At 64.4% G+C, this 12,497-nt stretch carries 9 protein-coding genes; 4 read left to right on the top strand and 5 right to left on the bottom strand.

What is annotated here, in order from left to right:
- The first annotated feature begins 24 nt into the window (after window positions 1-24).
- Window positions 25-1,401, top strand: coding sequence for a YihY family inner membrane protein (locus O3298_RS10225; protein ID WP_289904780.1), 1,377 nt, complete (start codon window positions 25-27; stop codon window positions 1,399-1,401).
- 20 nt (window positions 1,402-1,421) lie between these two features.
- On the opposite strand, the gene O3298_RS10230 is transcribed toward O3298_RS10225, so the two are convergent.
- Genes O3298_RS10230 through O3298_RS10245 form a run of 4 tightly spaced genes read right to left on the bottom strand, consistent with a single transcriptional unit; the run spans window position 1,422 to window position 7,007 of the window.
- On the bottom strand, window positions 1,422-3,410 hold the full coding sequence (locus O3298_RS10230) for a WG repeat-containing protein (protein WP_305059211.1): 1,989 nt from the start codon (window positions 3,408-3,410) through the stop codon (window positions 1,422-1,424).
- A gap of 29 nt (window positions 3,411-3,439) precedes the next feature.
- Window positions 3,440-4,843 (bottom strand): PoNe immunity protein domain-containing protein, encoded by a 1,404-nt coding sequence (locus tag O3298_RS10235; protein ID WP_305059212.1) that lies wholly within the window; start codon window positions 4,841-4,843, stop codon window positions 3,440-3,442.
- 39 nt (window positions 4,844-4,882) lie between these two features.
- Window positions 4,883-5,695 carry an alpha/beta fold hydrolase gene (locus tag O3298_RS10240; RefSeq protein WP_305059213.1) on the bottom strand — a complete coding sequence of 271 codons (813 nt, stop codon included), beginning with the start codon at window positions 5,693-5,695 and terminating at the stop codon, window positions 4,883-4,885.
- 1 nt (window position 5,696) lies between these two features.
- Window positions 5,697-7,007: an O-acetylhomoserine aminocarboxypropyltransferase gene (locus O3298_RS10245; protein ID WP_305059214.1), complete on the bottom strand. Its 1,311-nt coding sequence runs from the start codon at window positions 7,005-7,007 to the stop codon at window positions 5,697-5,699.
- A 284-nt stretch (window positions 7,008-7,291) separates the two neighbouring features.
- On the opposite strand from O3298_RS10245, the gene O3298_RS10250 reads away from it, so the two are divergent.
- Window positions 7,292-7,915, top strand: coding sequence for a 2OG-Fe(II) oxygenase (locus tag O3298_RS10250; protein ID WP_305059215.1), 624 nt, complete (start codon window positions 7,292-7,294; stop codon window positions 7,913-7,915).
- Window positions 7,916-8,139: 224 nt separating this feature from the next.
- On the top strand, window positions 8,140-8,586 hold the full coding sequence (locus tag O3298_RS10255; RefSeq protein WP_010398828.1) for a CBS domain-containing protein: 447 nt from the start codon (window positions 8,140-8,142) through the stop codon (window positions 8,584-8,586).
- A 69-nt stretch (window positions 8,587-8,655) separates the two neighbouring features.
- On the opposite strand, the gene O3298_RS10260 is transcribed toward O3298_RS10255, so the two are convergent.
- Window positions 8,656-10,917, bottom strand: coding sequence for a bifunctional diguanylate cyclase/phosphodiesterase (locus O3298_RS10260; RefSeq protein ID WP_305059216.1), 2,262 nt, complete (start codon window positions 10,915-10,917; stop codon window positions 8,656-8,658).
- 421 nt (window positions 10,918-11,338) lie between these two features.
- Here O3298_RS10260 and aroC point away from each other — a divergent pair, with 421 nt between their 5' ends.
- Window positions 11,339-12,433: a chorismate synthase gene (gene aroC / locus O3298_RS10265; protein WP_099667641.1), complete on the top strand. Its 1,095-nt coding sequence runs from the start codon at window positions 11,339-11,341 to the stop codon at window positions 12,431-12,433.
- Window positions 12,434-12,497: the final 64 nt, after the last annotated feature.

Below are 12,497 nucleotides of genomic sequence, written 5' to 3' on the forward strand. Positions count from 1 at the left end.
CATGGCGCCGTTCTGATTTTGCACATGTTTTCAAAATATATATTCCCGTTCTTTCAATACCTGTGGCGCGCCCTAAGCATCGGGTTGGCCGCCGTGCGCGGCCTGACCTGGTCCGAAACGCGCGACCTGCTGCAATTCGCGCGCCGCCGCGTGCGCGAGGAAAGCTTGCCGCAGGTGGCCGGCAGCCTGACGTTCGCCACCGTGTTTGCGCTGGTGCCGCTGCTGACCCTGGCCCTGGCGATCTTCACCACTTTCCCGCTATTCAATACCTTCCGCCATGCGCTGGAAGATTATTTCGTGCAAAGCGTGATGCCCAAGGGCATATCGAACACCATCCTCGATTATCTGACCACGTTCGCCTCGAAGGCCACGCGCCTGTCGGCCATCGGCGCGGGCGCCCTGATCGTCACGTCGGTGGGCATGATGGGTTTGATCGAGCGCGTCTTCAACCGCATCTGGCGCGTGCGCCAGGAACGCCGCTGGACCAAGCGCTTGCTTGTCTACTGGGCCATCGTCACCCTGGGGCCGCTGCTGGTGGGCGTGTCGCTGACGGTGACGTCGCGCCTCTTCATGGCCACCAGCGGGGTGGTGGGCGCCGTGCCCTTCCTCGGCGCCGTGTTTTATACGCTGGTGTCGATCGGCCTGACCATGCTGGCGTTTACCTTGCTGTACATTGCCGTGCCGAACCGCGACGTGGATTGGCGCGACGCGGCCTGGGGCGGCTTGCTGGCGGCGCTGGCGTTCGAAGTGGCCAAGCGGGGCTTCGGCGAATTCATCCAGGAATTCCCCACCTATTCGCGCATCTACGGCGCACTGGCCGCCTTGCCGCTGTTCCTCGTGTGGATTTACCTGAGCTGGATGATCACCCTCGTGGGCGCCTTGCTGGTGGCCGCCTTGCCCGTCGTGAAATACGAGCGCTGGTGGTACGAGGCGGCGCCGGGCAGCGAATTCGTCGACGCCGTCGCCATCTTGAAAGTGCTGCACCAGGCTTGCCACTGCGGTGATTCGGCCCTGGTGGGCGCGGCCGAGATCCGCCGCAGCACGCGCCTGGGCTTCGAGGAAATGGAAACCCTGCTCGACAAGATGGTGCAGCAGGGCTGGGTGGGACGAGTCAACGTGGAGGGCGCCGTGCGGGTCCAGTGGGGCAAGCGCGTGGCCGACAGTTCCGACCACTGGGTCTTGCTGGGCAATGTCAACCGCATCAGCCTGGCCGACGTCTACCGGCTGTTTGTCTTCGGCGGCATGCGCGTGAACTCCGGCTATCCGGCCGGTTCCACCAATGAACGCGATATCCAGGCGGCCGAAGAAGCGGCAGCCCTGGCGGCGCAGGTGGAAAACGCCGTGGAGCAGGGACTGGGCCTGACTTTGGCGCAGCATTTCGGCGCCGTCAAATGCAATTGAGCGGTCTTAACTGAGCGGTCTTAATACACCACGGGCCGCAAGGCCGCCAGCAGCGCCGCAGCCTTGAACGCGGCCGCATCCTGCGCCCGCACCACACCCAGATAATACGTGTCTTCGCCGCCGTGCATGTTGATCAGGCGCAGCTGATGCGGCGCCAGGTGGGCGGCGATGGCGGCCAGGCCCTCGGCCATCGCGTCGCCATCCTCGCGCTCCGCCCAGGAAAAATCGCGCAGCGCGGGCAGGCCGATATGCTGGACCAGGCGCGGCACTTCATCGACGGCTTTCCAGTCCAGGGTGGTGCCGTGGCCCAGCGTGTGGGCGGCCGTGGACCACAGCAGGAAGAAACAGGCCGCTGCGGGCGTGTCTCCTTCGTATTCTTCTTCCGGGTCGTCCTCCGCCAGCTCGTCGAGCGTGATGTCCACGCAGCGCGCGGCCAGATCCGCGTCGCCTTGCAAGAACAGGGCGGCCATGGCGCGCAACTGCGCGCGGTCGGCCTTGGCCAGGATTTGCGCGGGCGTAAAGCTGCGGCGCCGGACGGGTTTTTTCCTGCCCAGGCCCATGGCCTCGCTCAATTGGGCCGTGATGGCCGCCTTGAAGTTTTCCACGGTGTCGAACTGTTCCAGCAGCTGGCCCGTGAAATCCATGCTCCAGGCCATGCCATCCTTGACGACATATAAAAAGTCGCTTTGCACGGCCACGCCGCGCAGATGGTGGGCGGGCGGATACAAAGGCACAAACGCCTGCTTGCCGTCCAGGGTCAGCATGCAGGCCAGCCCTTGCGCATCGATGGCGAAGATCAGGTTCTTGCGCAGCCTGGGCGGCGACGACGTCGTGGCGCAATCGATGGCTTCGTACTGGCAGGGCGCCAGCAGCTCGCCCTGGCTATCGACCAGGCCGAACAGGAAGCGGCCATCGATGCGCTGGCTGACGATGGCAATCTTTTTCTTGGTGCCGAAATCCTGCACGGAGCTGTAGGCGGGCGGCACCACGACCTTGCCCATCTTGTCGATCACGCCGCAGACATTGCGTTCATCATCGCCCGTCTGGCGCTCGATGTCGATATAGCCGTCTTCGCGCTCGCCAATGTTGTCGACCCTGTCGATGAGCAGCGTGCCGTCGGGCAGGCGCAGCAAGCGGCTGGCGCCGTCCGGTGCGATCTGCTGCGCCAGGTGGGGGCTGATCACGTACAGGGCGCCGGGCGCGGGCGCCAGCACCACCGTGCCGTTCAGGTCCATGACGCCGTGCGCGTCGGGCTTGTCCGCCGTGGCAAAGGTGATCCAGCCATCGTCCGCGTCGCTGGCGTCCAGGTGAACGAGGCCCGGCGACAGCGGCGCGATCCAGCGGCCGTACGGCGTGACGAGGCCCAGAATGTCCGGCTGCCCCGCCGCAGCTACCGCGTAGCACAGCGCGTCTTCCACCCATTCCCGCACTTCCAGGCCTTGCAGGAACGGCAGCGCGTTCGCATCCAGTTCCTCGACATCGGCCAGCTGCGCATCGGCCGTGGCCGACCAGTAGCCGGTGGCGGGCGATGCGGCGCCGGCGGCCAGCAGGGGCGCCAGCGCTTCCTTGTCGCCGCGCTGCAGGGCAGAGTGCAGGGCTTGCGCCTCGGCGCGCAGGGTTTCGAGCCCGGCCGCGTATTGCGGCGTGTCGATATCGTGCGGGATCAGCTGCACGCAATCGAGGATCAGCCACGCCTGGCCCCCCGCCAGCAGGGCGCTGATGCCGGCGCGCGCGACGATGGCGGCCGCGTCGCGCGGCCTGTCCATCAGGGCGGACAAGGCTTGCCAGCTGGCCTGCGCCTGCGCCATCGGCGCGGCCAGTACGCAGGGGCAGTCCTCGCCATCGCCGTAGATGGGCCAGGCGACGGCTTGCGTGCCAGCGCCGATGAGCAGCTTGAACAGCATGGGGGTATCGAGCCGCCATTCGGCCAGGCCCGTGATCGTATCGGTGTCGAAGCCGGCCTGGCCGGGCAGGAAGGCGGTGCTGAACAGGGCTGCGGTATTGATCATTGATATTTGTCTAAAAGTGTACGGGGTATTCAGGGCGCTGGCGGCATGATCCAGTGCGCCAAGGCGCCGCGCTCCAGCCCCAGGCGTTGCGCCACGGCGGCCGCTTCGAAGGCCCACAGGCCGTAGTAGCCGCCCAGTCCCTGCGCGCGCAAATGGCCGTTGAACCAGTCTTCGCGCACCAGCGCGCCGTGCCAGCCGGCCAGGTAGTGTTGCAGGTGCTCGAGCTGCTGCGCGCGGTCGTCCGCGTCGAGGCAGTCGTACAGGGCCGTATAGGGTTCGGCGAAATTCCATTCGTCGACGGCGGGACGCTGCGGATCGATGGCGGACAGCAGCGCTTCGTACACGCCATCTTCGCCATCGAAGGCCGTCTGCAGGGCGGCGAGGCGCCTGGCCAGGTCGTGGCGGCCGAACAGCAGGCTTGCGCCCAGCAGCTGCAAGGTGCGCGCGTAATCCGTCAATTGTTCGAAATCAAAGGCGGGCAAGCCATCGTCATCGTAGGCCGCGGCCAGGGCCGCGCGCGCCGTCTCGCAGGCGGCGACGGCCGCTTCCAGCGCCGTTTCCACGTCAGGCAAGGGCAAGCCTGCCGTGTAGCGCAGCGAGAAGACCTGGTAAGCCGTGCTGGCGGCCGCGCAAGCCCAGTAGGCGTCGTCGCCGCCATCGTTTTGTGCCTGCGCCTGCGCGCGGACATAGGCAGCCAGCAGGGCGTCGAGGTAGGCCAGGTTGCGGGCAAAATCGAACGCAGTGTCGTACGTCTCGGGCGGCGCCTGGCGCGGTGCATGGGGCCAGGGCGCGGATGCCGGCGGACAGGCATCGGCGCAATCGCGCTGGATGGCCCAGTCGGCGAAGACTTGCTGCAGATATTCCGCTGTCTCGTCGTCGTGCGCGATGGCGCCCGCGCCCACCAGGGTCGTGCCCAGCAGGGTGTAGCCGGGAAAGCGGCTGCTCTCGTAGGCGATGGTGGTCACGCTCTGGATGGCCTTGCCGTCGCTCAGGTCGCGTACGCGGAAGTACACGTCGTCCCAGCCGGCCAGCGGCGGCGCCGGCAGGCCCGCCGCCACGGTGCTCCAGCTGCCGTCGGCCTGTTCTTCATAGGCGTCGAGCAGTTCGTCGATGCCGCCGGGGCGGTCGATGCGGTTGTTGGCGTCGTATTGCAGGCCCAGTTCGGCCGCGAAAGCCGCCGCGTGGCGGCCCGCGAACACCAGGTACTGGGCGTTCAGGGTGCCGACCAGCAGGTCGGATTCTTGTCCGGCCACGCCGAGCGCCTGCGGCAGCCGGTACCAGTGGTGGCCCGGGATGCCGGCCATGGGGCCGCCTTCGGCCGCTTGCGGGTTGGCGCAGCGCAGCTGTTCCAGCCATTCATAGCGTTCGCGCCGCGCCGCTTCCGTGCCGCTGCCGCGGCCTGTCAATTCGTCAAACAGGGTATTCAACAACATGGTGCATCTATCCTAAAAAAACACGTGCGTGGCGTGGCGTCATGCCGGCGTGCTTTGCGCAAACGCAAACAGCGCGTCGAGCACGGCGTCCGGTTGTTCGGCCATCAATTCGTGCCCGCTGTCGACCTGCACCACGGTGCCATGCGCGATGCTTGAGGTCAGCAAGCGGGTCGATTTGGGCGGCGTCATCATGTCGCGCGCGCCGAAAATGAATAAAGTGGGGCAGTGTACCGAAGCGGCGGCGATTTCGCCGTTCGCGTAGGCATTGCAGGCGAAAAAATCCGTGTGAAACACGTGATCGGGGTTGAGGGCGGCGATGCGCTGCTTCAGGCGCCGCGCTCCGCCCATGGCATAAAAGCCTGGGCCGGGAAACGACGGCTTTTGCGCGATCGACGAGTGCGACCAGATATTGACCATGTCGATGGCCGCCTGTTCGTCCTTGAGTGACGTTTCCAGCAGCGCCGGCGAGACCTTCATCGGGTAGGTGGACCCCAGCATGGCCAGGTGGCTGATACGCCCAGGCGCCAGGAATGCCGCTTCCAGCGCGATCAATGAACCCATGCTGTGACCGACCAGCATGGCCTTGGGCGCGCCGGCCGCGTCCAGCACGGCCAGGATCCAGCGCGCCAGGTCGGCCACATTATCCCTGGCCTTGCCCCCGCTGCGGCCGTGTCCCGGCAAGTCGACGGCCAGCACGTTCCAGCCGTGGTGGGCAAAGTAGCGCGTTTGCAGGGCCCACACGGAATGGTCGTTCTGCGCGCCGTGGATGAAGACGGCCGTCGGTTGATTCGGGTCAAAAGCTTTGCCGCCCGTGTAGCAGTAGGCGGTGGTATTGTCGATGGTGAGCAGCATCTCAGGCGCCTTTCTGCGACAGTTTCAGGCCACGGGCCAGGTCTTCGATCAAATCGTCCGCGTCTTCCAGGCCCACCGATAAACGCATGGTGCCCTGCGTGATGCCCGCCTGCGCCAGCTGATCGTCGGGCACGCGGAAATGCGTGGTGGAGGCGGGGTGGATGACGAGCGACTTGGCGTCGCCCACGTTGGCCAGGTGCGAAAAGATCTTCAGGCTGTCGACAAAGCGCTGGCCGGCCGCGCGGTCGCCGCGCAGACGGAAGGTGAACACGCCGCCCGCGCCTTTCGGCAGCAGGGTTTTCGCCAGTGCGTAATCGGGATGCGACGGCAGCTCGGGGTAGGACACGGCATCCACGGCCGGATTGGCCAGCAGGAAGTCGATGATCTTGCGCGTGTTGGCCACGTGGCGATCCATGCGTAAGCCCAGGGTTTCGACGCCTTGCAGGATGGCGAAGGCATTGTGCGGGCTCATGACGGCGCCGAAATCGCGCAAGCCTTCGCGCCGCGCGCGCAGGGCGAACGGCGCCACCGTCGATTCCTCGGCGAAGACCATGCCGTGGAAACCGTCATACGGCTCGCACAGTTCGGCGAAACGCCCCGTCTTGTCATACGCCGCCTGCCAGTCGAAGGTGCCGCCATCGACGAGCAAGCCGCCGATAGCCGTGCCGTGGCCGCACAGGAACTTGGTGGCCGAGTGGAAGACCAGGTCGGCGCCATGCTCGAAGGGGCGCAGCAGATACGGCGTGGTGAAGGTCGAATCGACCATCAGCGGCAGGTGGTGCTCGTGCGCCAGGGCGGCAATCCGGGGGATGTCGAGCACGTCGAGGCCGGGATTGCCCAGGGTTTCGGCGAACAGCACTTTCGTGTTCGGGCGGATGGCGGCGCGCCAGGCGTCCACGTCGCGCGGGTCGACGAACGTGGTGGCTATGCCGAAGCGTTTCAAGGTGTAGGCCAGCAGGTTCTGCGAGCCGCCGTACAGGGCGCGCGACGCGACGATGTGCGAGCCCGCGCCCGCGATGGTGCATAAACCCAGGTGCATGGCGGCCTGGCCGCTGGCCGTGGCGATGCCGGCCACGCCCCCTTCGAGGGCGGCGATGCGCTCTTCCAGCACGGCGTTGGTGGGGTTCGAGATGCGCGAGTACACGTGGCCGGCCCGCTCCATATTGAACAGCGAAGCCGCATGCTCCGAACTCTTGAAGGCAAACGAGGACGTGAAATGGATGGGCGTGGCGCGCGCGCCCGTGGCCGGGTCGGGCGCCGCGCCCGCATGCAGGGATAAAGTGTCGAAACCGGGGTATTTCGGGCCGCTCATGGTGTCTCCGCCAAGTTTTATAGTGGCAAGATCGTAACCTGATTTGCATCTGAGCAAAAGGGCTCGTGTGCAGGGCGCATGGCGCCGTGCTGGCGGGGGGCGTGTGTAACCTGCAGTGTAAAAAAAGTGACCGCTGCGGTGCGGCGGTGGTAGGATACCGGATCAGCGATATTCGGGCTGTTTGACCTGTGCGCGTGCGCCGCGCCGCAGGGAAGGCTGCTACGTGCCAGCGAAATCCTGGGCTTCAGGCGAACTCTCATCGCATGTCCACCAGGAAAGATTTTATGCCCGCAATATCGTTCGACGGCGCCCTTGCCGTACCCGGACCTTCTATCGTCGACGGCCTGTGCCACGCAGGCTGGCTCATGCAAGAGCATTTTATCTCCCCTGAACTGAGCCGCCAGCTGGCCGCCGAATGCGTGCAATCCATGCTCAGCGGCAAGATGAAGGGCGCCGGCGTGGGCAGCGGCCATGCGCCGCTGCTGCAGCCGGACATCCGCGGCGACCATATCGAATGGCTGGAAACGGGCCGCTCAGCCGCTTGCGACCGCTACCTGGAACACATGGAAGCGCTGCGCTGCATGCTCAACCGCGAGCTGTTCCTGGGGCTGGACGAGTACGAAAGCCACTTCGCCCTGTACGCGCCGGGCGCCTTTTACCGGGCCCATCTGGATCGTTTCCGCGACGACGACAAGCGCACGGTGTCCGTCGTGCTGTACCTCAACGATGACTGGCTGCCGGAGCACGGCGGCGCGCTGCGCCTGCACCCGCAGGGCGGCGAGCACGTCGATATCGCGCCGCAAGCGGGCCGCATGGCCATGTTCATGTCGGGCGAGATGCTGCACGAAGTGTTGCCGACGGCGCGCGAGCGCCTGTCGATAGCAGGGTGGTTCCGCCGTAGAGCATGAAAAAAACTACTGCGCGTCGCGGGGCACGGCCGGCGATGCTCACGGCACTCGCGTACCGCTGCGCTTCTCGGCCGCGCCGCGCATCCGCTCGCTACGTTTTTCTTGCCCGACAATCCCCGTCGATTTGATTGCGCGCAAGGCTGGATTTTTCCGCAGGCATAGGCTACAGTCGCAGTAAGGGCTAGAATAACTAAAATACCAATCACGCGGACAGGACGGCCAATATGAAAGTATCTGAAATTCTCCAAGTCAAGGGCAATATCCTCTACACGGTCACGCCTGACCAGCCCCTGCTTGACGCGGCCAATACCATGGCTGAAAAGGACATCGGTTCGCTGGTGGTCATGGAGTTTGGCGACCTGGTCGGCATGCTGACCTTTCGCGAAGTGTTGAACGCGCTGCATGAAAATGCGGGCCAGATCGGCGGCGGCACCGTGCGCAAGCACATGGACGACCACCCGATCACCGTCACGCCTGACACGGAAGTCAATGAAGTGCGCCGCATCATGCTGGAAAAGCATGCGCGCTACCTGCCCGTCATGAATGCCAAGACCTTGCTGGGCGTCATTTCCTTCTACGATGTGGCGCGCGCCGTGCTCGAAGCGCAAAGCTTTGAAAACCAGATGCTCAAGGCCTATATCCGCGACTGGCCGGCCGAAACCACCGACTAAGCTTCACTCATGCAGTAAAAACAACGCCGGCATCTGCCGGCGTTTTGCATTGTCTATCCAGGGTGGCGTCTATGCGGCGCCCTGCAGCGCTTCATTGTTGAGCCAACTGCCCAGCGCCGCGGCCGTCATGGGGCGGGCGAACAGGAAACCTTGCGCCATGGGGCAGCCCAGCGCCTGCAGTATCTGCGCCTGGCGCTCGTCTTCCACGCCTTCCGCGATGACTGCCAGGCCCAGGTTGCGGCCCAGCTGGATGACCATTTCGGCGATGCTGCTGCCGCGCGCGGAACCCGTGATTTCCGTCACGAAGGCGCGGTCGATCTTCAGGCGGTCTACTTGCAGGCGCTGCAAATAGGATAGGGAGGAAAAACCCGTGCCGAAGTCGTCGATGGCGATGCTCACGCCCGTTTGCTTGATCTGCCACAACATCTTGATCAATAAATCAGGCTCTTCCATGGCCATCGATTCCGTGATTTCCAGCTCGATGAACTCGGGCGGCGCCTGCGTCTCTTCCAGCGCGGCGCGCAGCATTTCCAAAAACAGGGGGTGGCGGAATTGCACTTGCGACACGTTGACGGACATGACGAAGTTGCGGTGACCCTGCTCGCGCAGCAGCACCAGTTCGCGGCACGCCGTGCGCAGCACCCATTCGCCCAGGTCGATGATGATGCCGGAATACTCGGCGATGGGAATGAAGCGGTCGGGCGAGATGAACTTGCCGTCCGGCGTCTGCCAGCGCAGCAGCGCTTCTGCGCCCACCGGGCGGCGCGTGGTCAGGTCGATCTGCGGTTGATACACGACAAACAGCTGGCCCTGGCTGAAAGCCGTGCGCAGCGCGTGCATCATGCGCACCCGTTCGCGGATTTCGATGCCCATGCTGCGCGAGAAATAGAAATGCCCGGCGCGCTGCTGGCTTTTCGCCCGTTTCAGGGCGATATCGGCATCTTTCAGCGCATCGGCGCCCGTGCCCGCATGTTCGCCCAGCCGCACCAGGCCCAGCGTGGCGGACAATTGCACGTCCTGGCCATCGATGCTGAACGGCGCCTGAAACAGGGCCAGGATCTTGGTGGGATTGACTTGCGACGAGTCGCCCAGCACGCAAAAGATGTCGCCGCCAAGGCGCGCCACGGTCAGCTGCGGGCCCAGCTGGGTCTGCAGGCGTCCCGCCACGGCCACGAGCAGCATGTCGCCGAACTGGTGGCCCAGCGCGTCGTTGGTCTCGGCAAAATGGTCGAGGTCCACCAGCGACAGGGTGGCGTCGTCGCGCGCGGGACCGGCCAGGGTGGCGTCGAGGATTTCCACCAGGCGCGTGCGGTTGGGCAGCTTCGACAACTGGTCGTAGAAGGCGGCATTGTGCAGGTGCGACACCAGTTCGACGTTGTCCAGGCCCACGGCGACGTTGCTGCAGAATACTTCCAGCAGGCTTTCATCGATGGCCGAGAGGGGGCGCGGCAGCACCAGGTAGGCGGCCGCGTCGCGGCTGGCCTTGCCCGCGAAGTACAGGGTGGCGTAGTCGTGCGCGTACACATTGCGCCGCTGCGCCAGCGTGTGCTCGACGGCGGCCATCACGCGCGGATTTTGCAGGCCGCACAGGGCGCTGTGCGGCAAGCTGGAAAAGCTGCCCGTGCAGGCCGAGACGAGCAATTCCCGCGCACCGTTGTCCTGCAAGTCCTGCACGCACAGCACGCCGTCGGCGCGGATGCCCAGCAGGTCGGCGATCTGCGCCAGCACGCCGGCCGAGAAGTTTTGCACGCCGTGCAGCGCCATCAGCTGCGTGCTGGCGTGGACGATGCGGTCCAGGCCGCGCCGGCTGCTGCTGATCGAGCGGATCTGCTCGTACGAGCGGATGGCTGCCGTCACCGTGGTAAACAGCTTGATGCGCGTCAATTCGGACTTGGTCTTGTAGTCGTTGATGTCGAAATCGCGGATGGCGTCGATTTCCGGCGCATAGCCGGGCTGGCCCGTGCGCAGGATGATGCGCACGTCCGTCATCTTGAGGGTTTCGCGGATATAGCGCACCAGGTGCAGGCCCGCGTCATCCTGTTCCATCACCACGTCGAGCAGGATGACGGCGATGTCGTCTTCATGCTTGAGCAGTTCGCGCGCCTGGCCGGCCGAATACGCATGCACGAATTCCAGCGGACGGTGCTGCATTTCCAGGTTGCCCAGGGCGAAAGTGGTGGTGGAGTGGACGTCTTCATCGTCATCGATGATCATCACCCGCCAGACGCTGCGCGGTGCGACGGCCAGCGGCGCCGCTGGTTGCTCATCGAGGAATACCAGGTCGTCGTGATCGTCCTTGTTGGCGTCAAGGGGGATGATCGGTGCGGGCATGTATAGCTTCTCCAGGATGACTCGATATTTTTACGAGCACGTCACAAAAAGCCCATGGCGTTGTTGCGTTGCCTCGCCGTACTTGCGTACTGTCTTCGGCAACGCGCCTAGCCCTGGGCATTTTGTGACGTGCTCTCGGCGCAGCCCAAATGCGGTTTGGTAACCTGTATTGTGTAGCGCGCTTTGATCCAAGTATATAGCTATTTAATAAGCAAAATGTTTTTTTAAGTCTATTCTGTGGGGCAATATTTCTTGAATTGCATGATTGCAACTCATATTTGGTGTTTTTTATATGAAAAAAAACACGGTATTTGAAAATGGCGATTTTGGCGGGGCAATATCGGCCTTGCTGCGGCATTAGCGGCATGGCATGCCCCGCAGGCTGGTAGAATTGAGTTTTCCAGTCCTCACAATTCCTACTATGTCCGGCAATTCTTTTGGCAAGCTGTTTACTGTTACCACTTTCGGCGAATCGCATGGCCCGGCCATCGGCTGCGTGATCGATGGCTGTCCTCCGGGATTGATCCTGTCGGAAGCCGATATCCAGCCCGAGCTGGACCGCCGCAAGCCCGGCACGTCGCGCCATGTGACGCAGCGCCAGGAATCGGATACGGTGGAAATCCTCTCCGGCGTGTACCAGGGCGTGACGACGGGCACGCCGATTGCCCTGCTGATCCGCAATGAAGACCAGCGCAGCAAGGATTACGGCAATATCGCGGAAAGCTTCCGTCCCGGCCACGCCGACTACACCTACTGGCACAAGTATGGCGTGCGCGATCCGCGCGGCGGCGGACGCTCGTCGGCGCGCCTGACGGCGCCCGTCGTGGGCGCGGCGGCGATCGCCAAGAAATGGCTGCTGCAGCAGTACGGCACCACGTTCAAGGGCTGCATGAGCCAGCTGGGCGACATTCCCGTGCCGTTCCAGTCGTGGGAGCACGTGCATGCGAACCCGTTCTTTGCCGCCAGCGGCGACGCGGACCTGATCGCGCGCATGGAAGAGGCCATGGACCAGTTGCGCCGCGACGGCGATTCCATCGGCGCGCGCATCGACGTGATCGCGCAAAACGTGCCGGTGGGACTGGGCCAGCCCATCTACGACAAGCTGGATGCCGACATCGCCTACGCCATGATGGGCATCAATGCCGTCAAGGGCGTAGAAATCGGCGCCGGCTTCGATTCGGTGGCGCAAAAGGGTTCCGAGCACGGCGACGAACTGACGCCGGAAGGTTTTATCGGCAATAACGCCGGCGGCGTCCTGGGCGGCATTTCAACGGGGCAGGATATCAGCGTCTCGATCGCCATCAAGCCGACCTCGTCGATCCGCACGCCGCGCCGCTCGATCGACAAAGAGGGCAATCCCGTGATGGTGGAAACGTTCGGCCGCCACGACCCGTGCGTGGGCATCCGCGCCACGCCGATCGCCGAAGCCATGCTGGCGCTGGTGCTGATCGACCACGCCCTGATGCACCGCGCGCAGTGCGGCGATGTCAGCGTGAATACGCCGAAGTTGAAGTAAGCTGAATGTTGTCGGATGACGGGCCTGCGGCCCTGATCCGACCTGCGACCTGGATGGTCGTTTT

It is taken from the genome of Janthinobacterium sp. SUN137, from assembly GCF_030587265.1.
GTDB lineage: Bacteria > Pseudomonadota > Gammaproteobacteria > Burkholderiales > Burkholderiaceae_D > Janthinobacterium > Janthinobacterium kumbetense.

What these genes read in the sequence shown, in the direction of transcription:
- O3298_RS10225 (WP_289904780.1), top strand. Translation starts at nt 25, where the DNA reads ATGTTTTCAAAATATATATTCCCGTTCTTTCAATACCTGTGGCGCGCC.
- O3298_RS10230 (WP_305059211.1), bottom strand. Translation starts at nt 3,410, where the DNA reads ATGATCAATACCGCAGCCCTGTTCAGCACCGCCTTCCTGCCCGGCCAG.
- O3298_RS10235 (WP_305059212.1), bottom strand. Translation starts at nt 4,843, where the DNA reads ATGTTGTTGAATACCCTGTTTGACGAATTGACAGGCCGCGGCAGCGGC.
- O3298_RS10240 (WP_305059213.1), bottom strand. Translation starts at nt 5,695, where the DNA reads ATGCTGCTCACCATCGACAATACCACCGCCTACTGCTACACGGGCGGC.
- O3298_RS10245 (WP_305059214.1), bottom strand. Translation starts at nt 7,007, where the DNA reads ATGAGCGGCCCGAAATACCCCGGTTTCGACACTTTATCCCTGCATGCG.
- O3298_RS10250 (WP_305059215.1), top strand. Translation starts at nt 7,292, where the DNA reads ATGCCCGCAATATCGTTCGACGGCGCCCTTGCCGTACCCGGACCTTCT.
- O3298_RS10255 (WP_010398828.1), top strand. Translation starts at nt 8,140, where the DNA reads ATGAAAGTATCTGAAATTCTCCAAGTCAAGGGCAATATCCTCTACACG.
- O3298_RS10260 (WP_305059216.1), bottom strand. Translation starts at nt 10,917, where the DNA reads ATGCCCGCACCGATCATCCCCCTTGACGCCAACAAGGACGATCACGAC.
- aroC (WP_099667641.1), top strand. Translation starts at nt 11,339, where the DNA reads ATGTCCGGCAATTCTTTTGGCAAGCTGTTTACTGTTACCACTTTCGGC.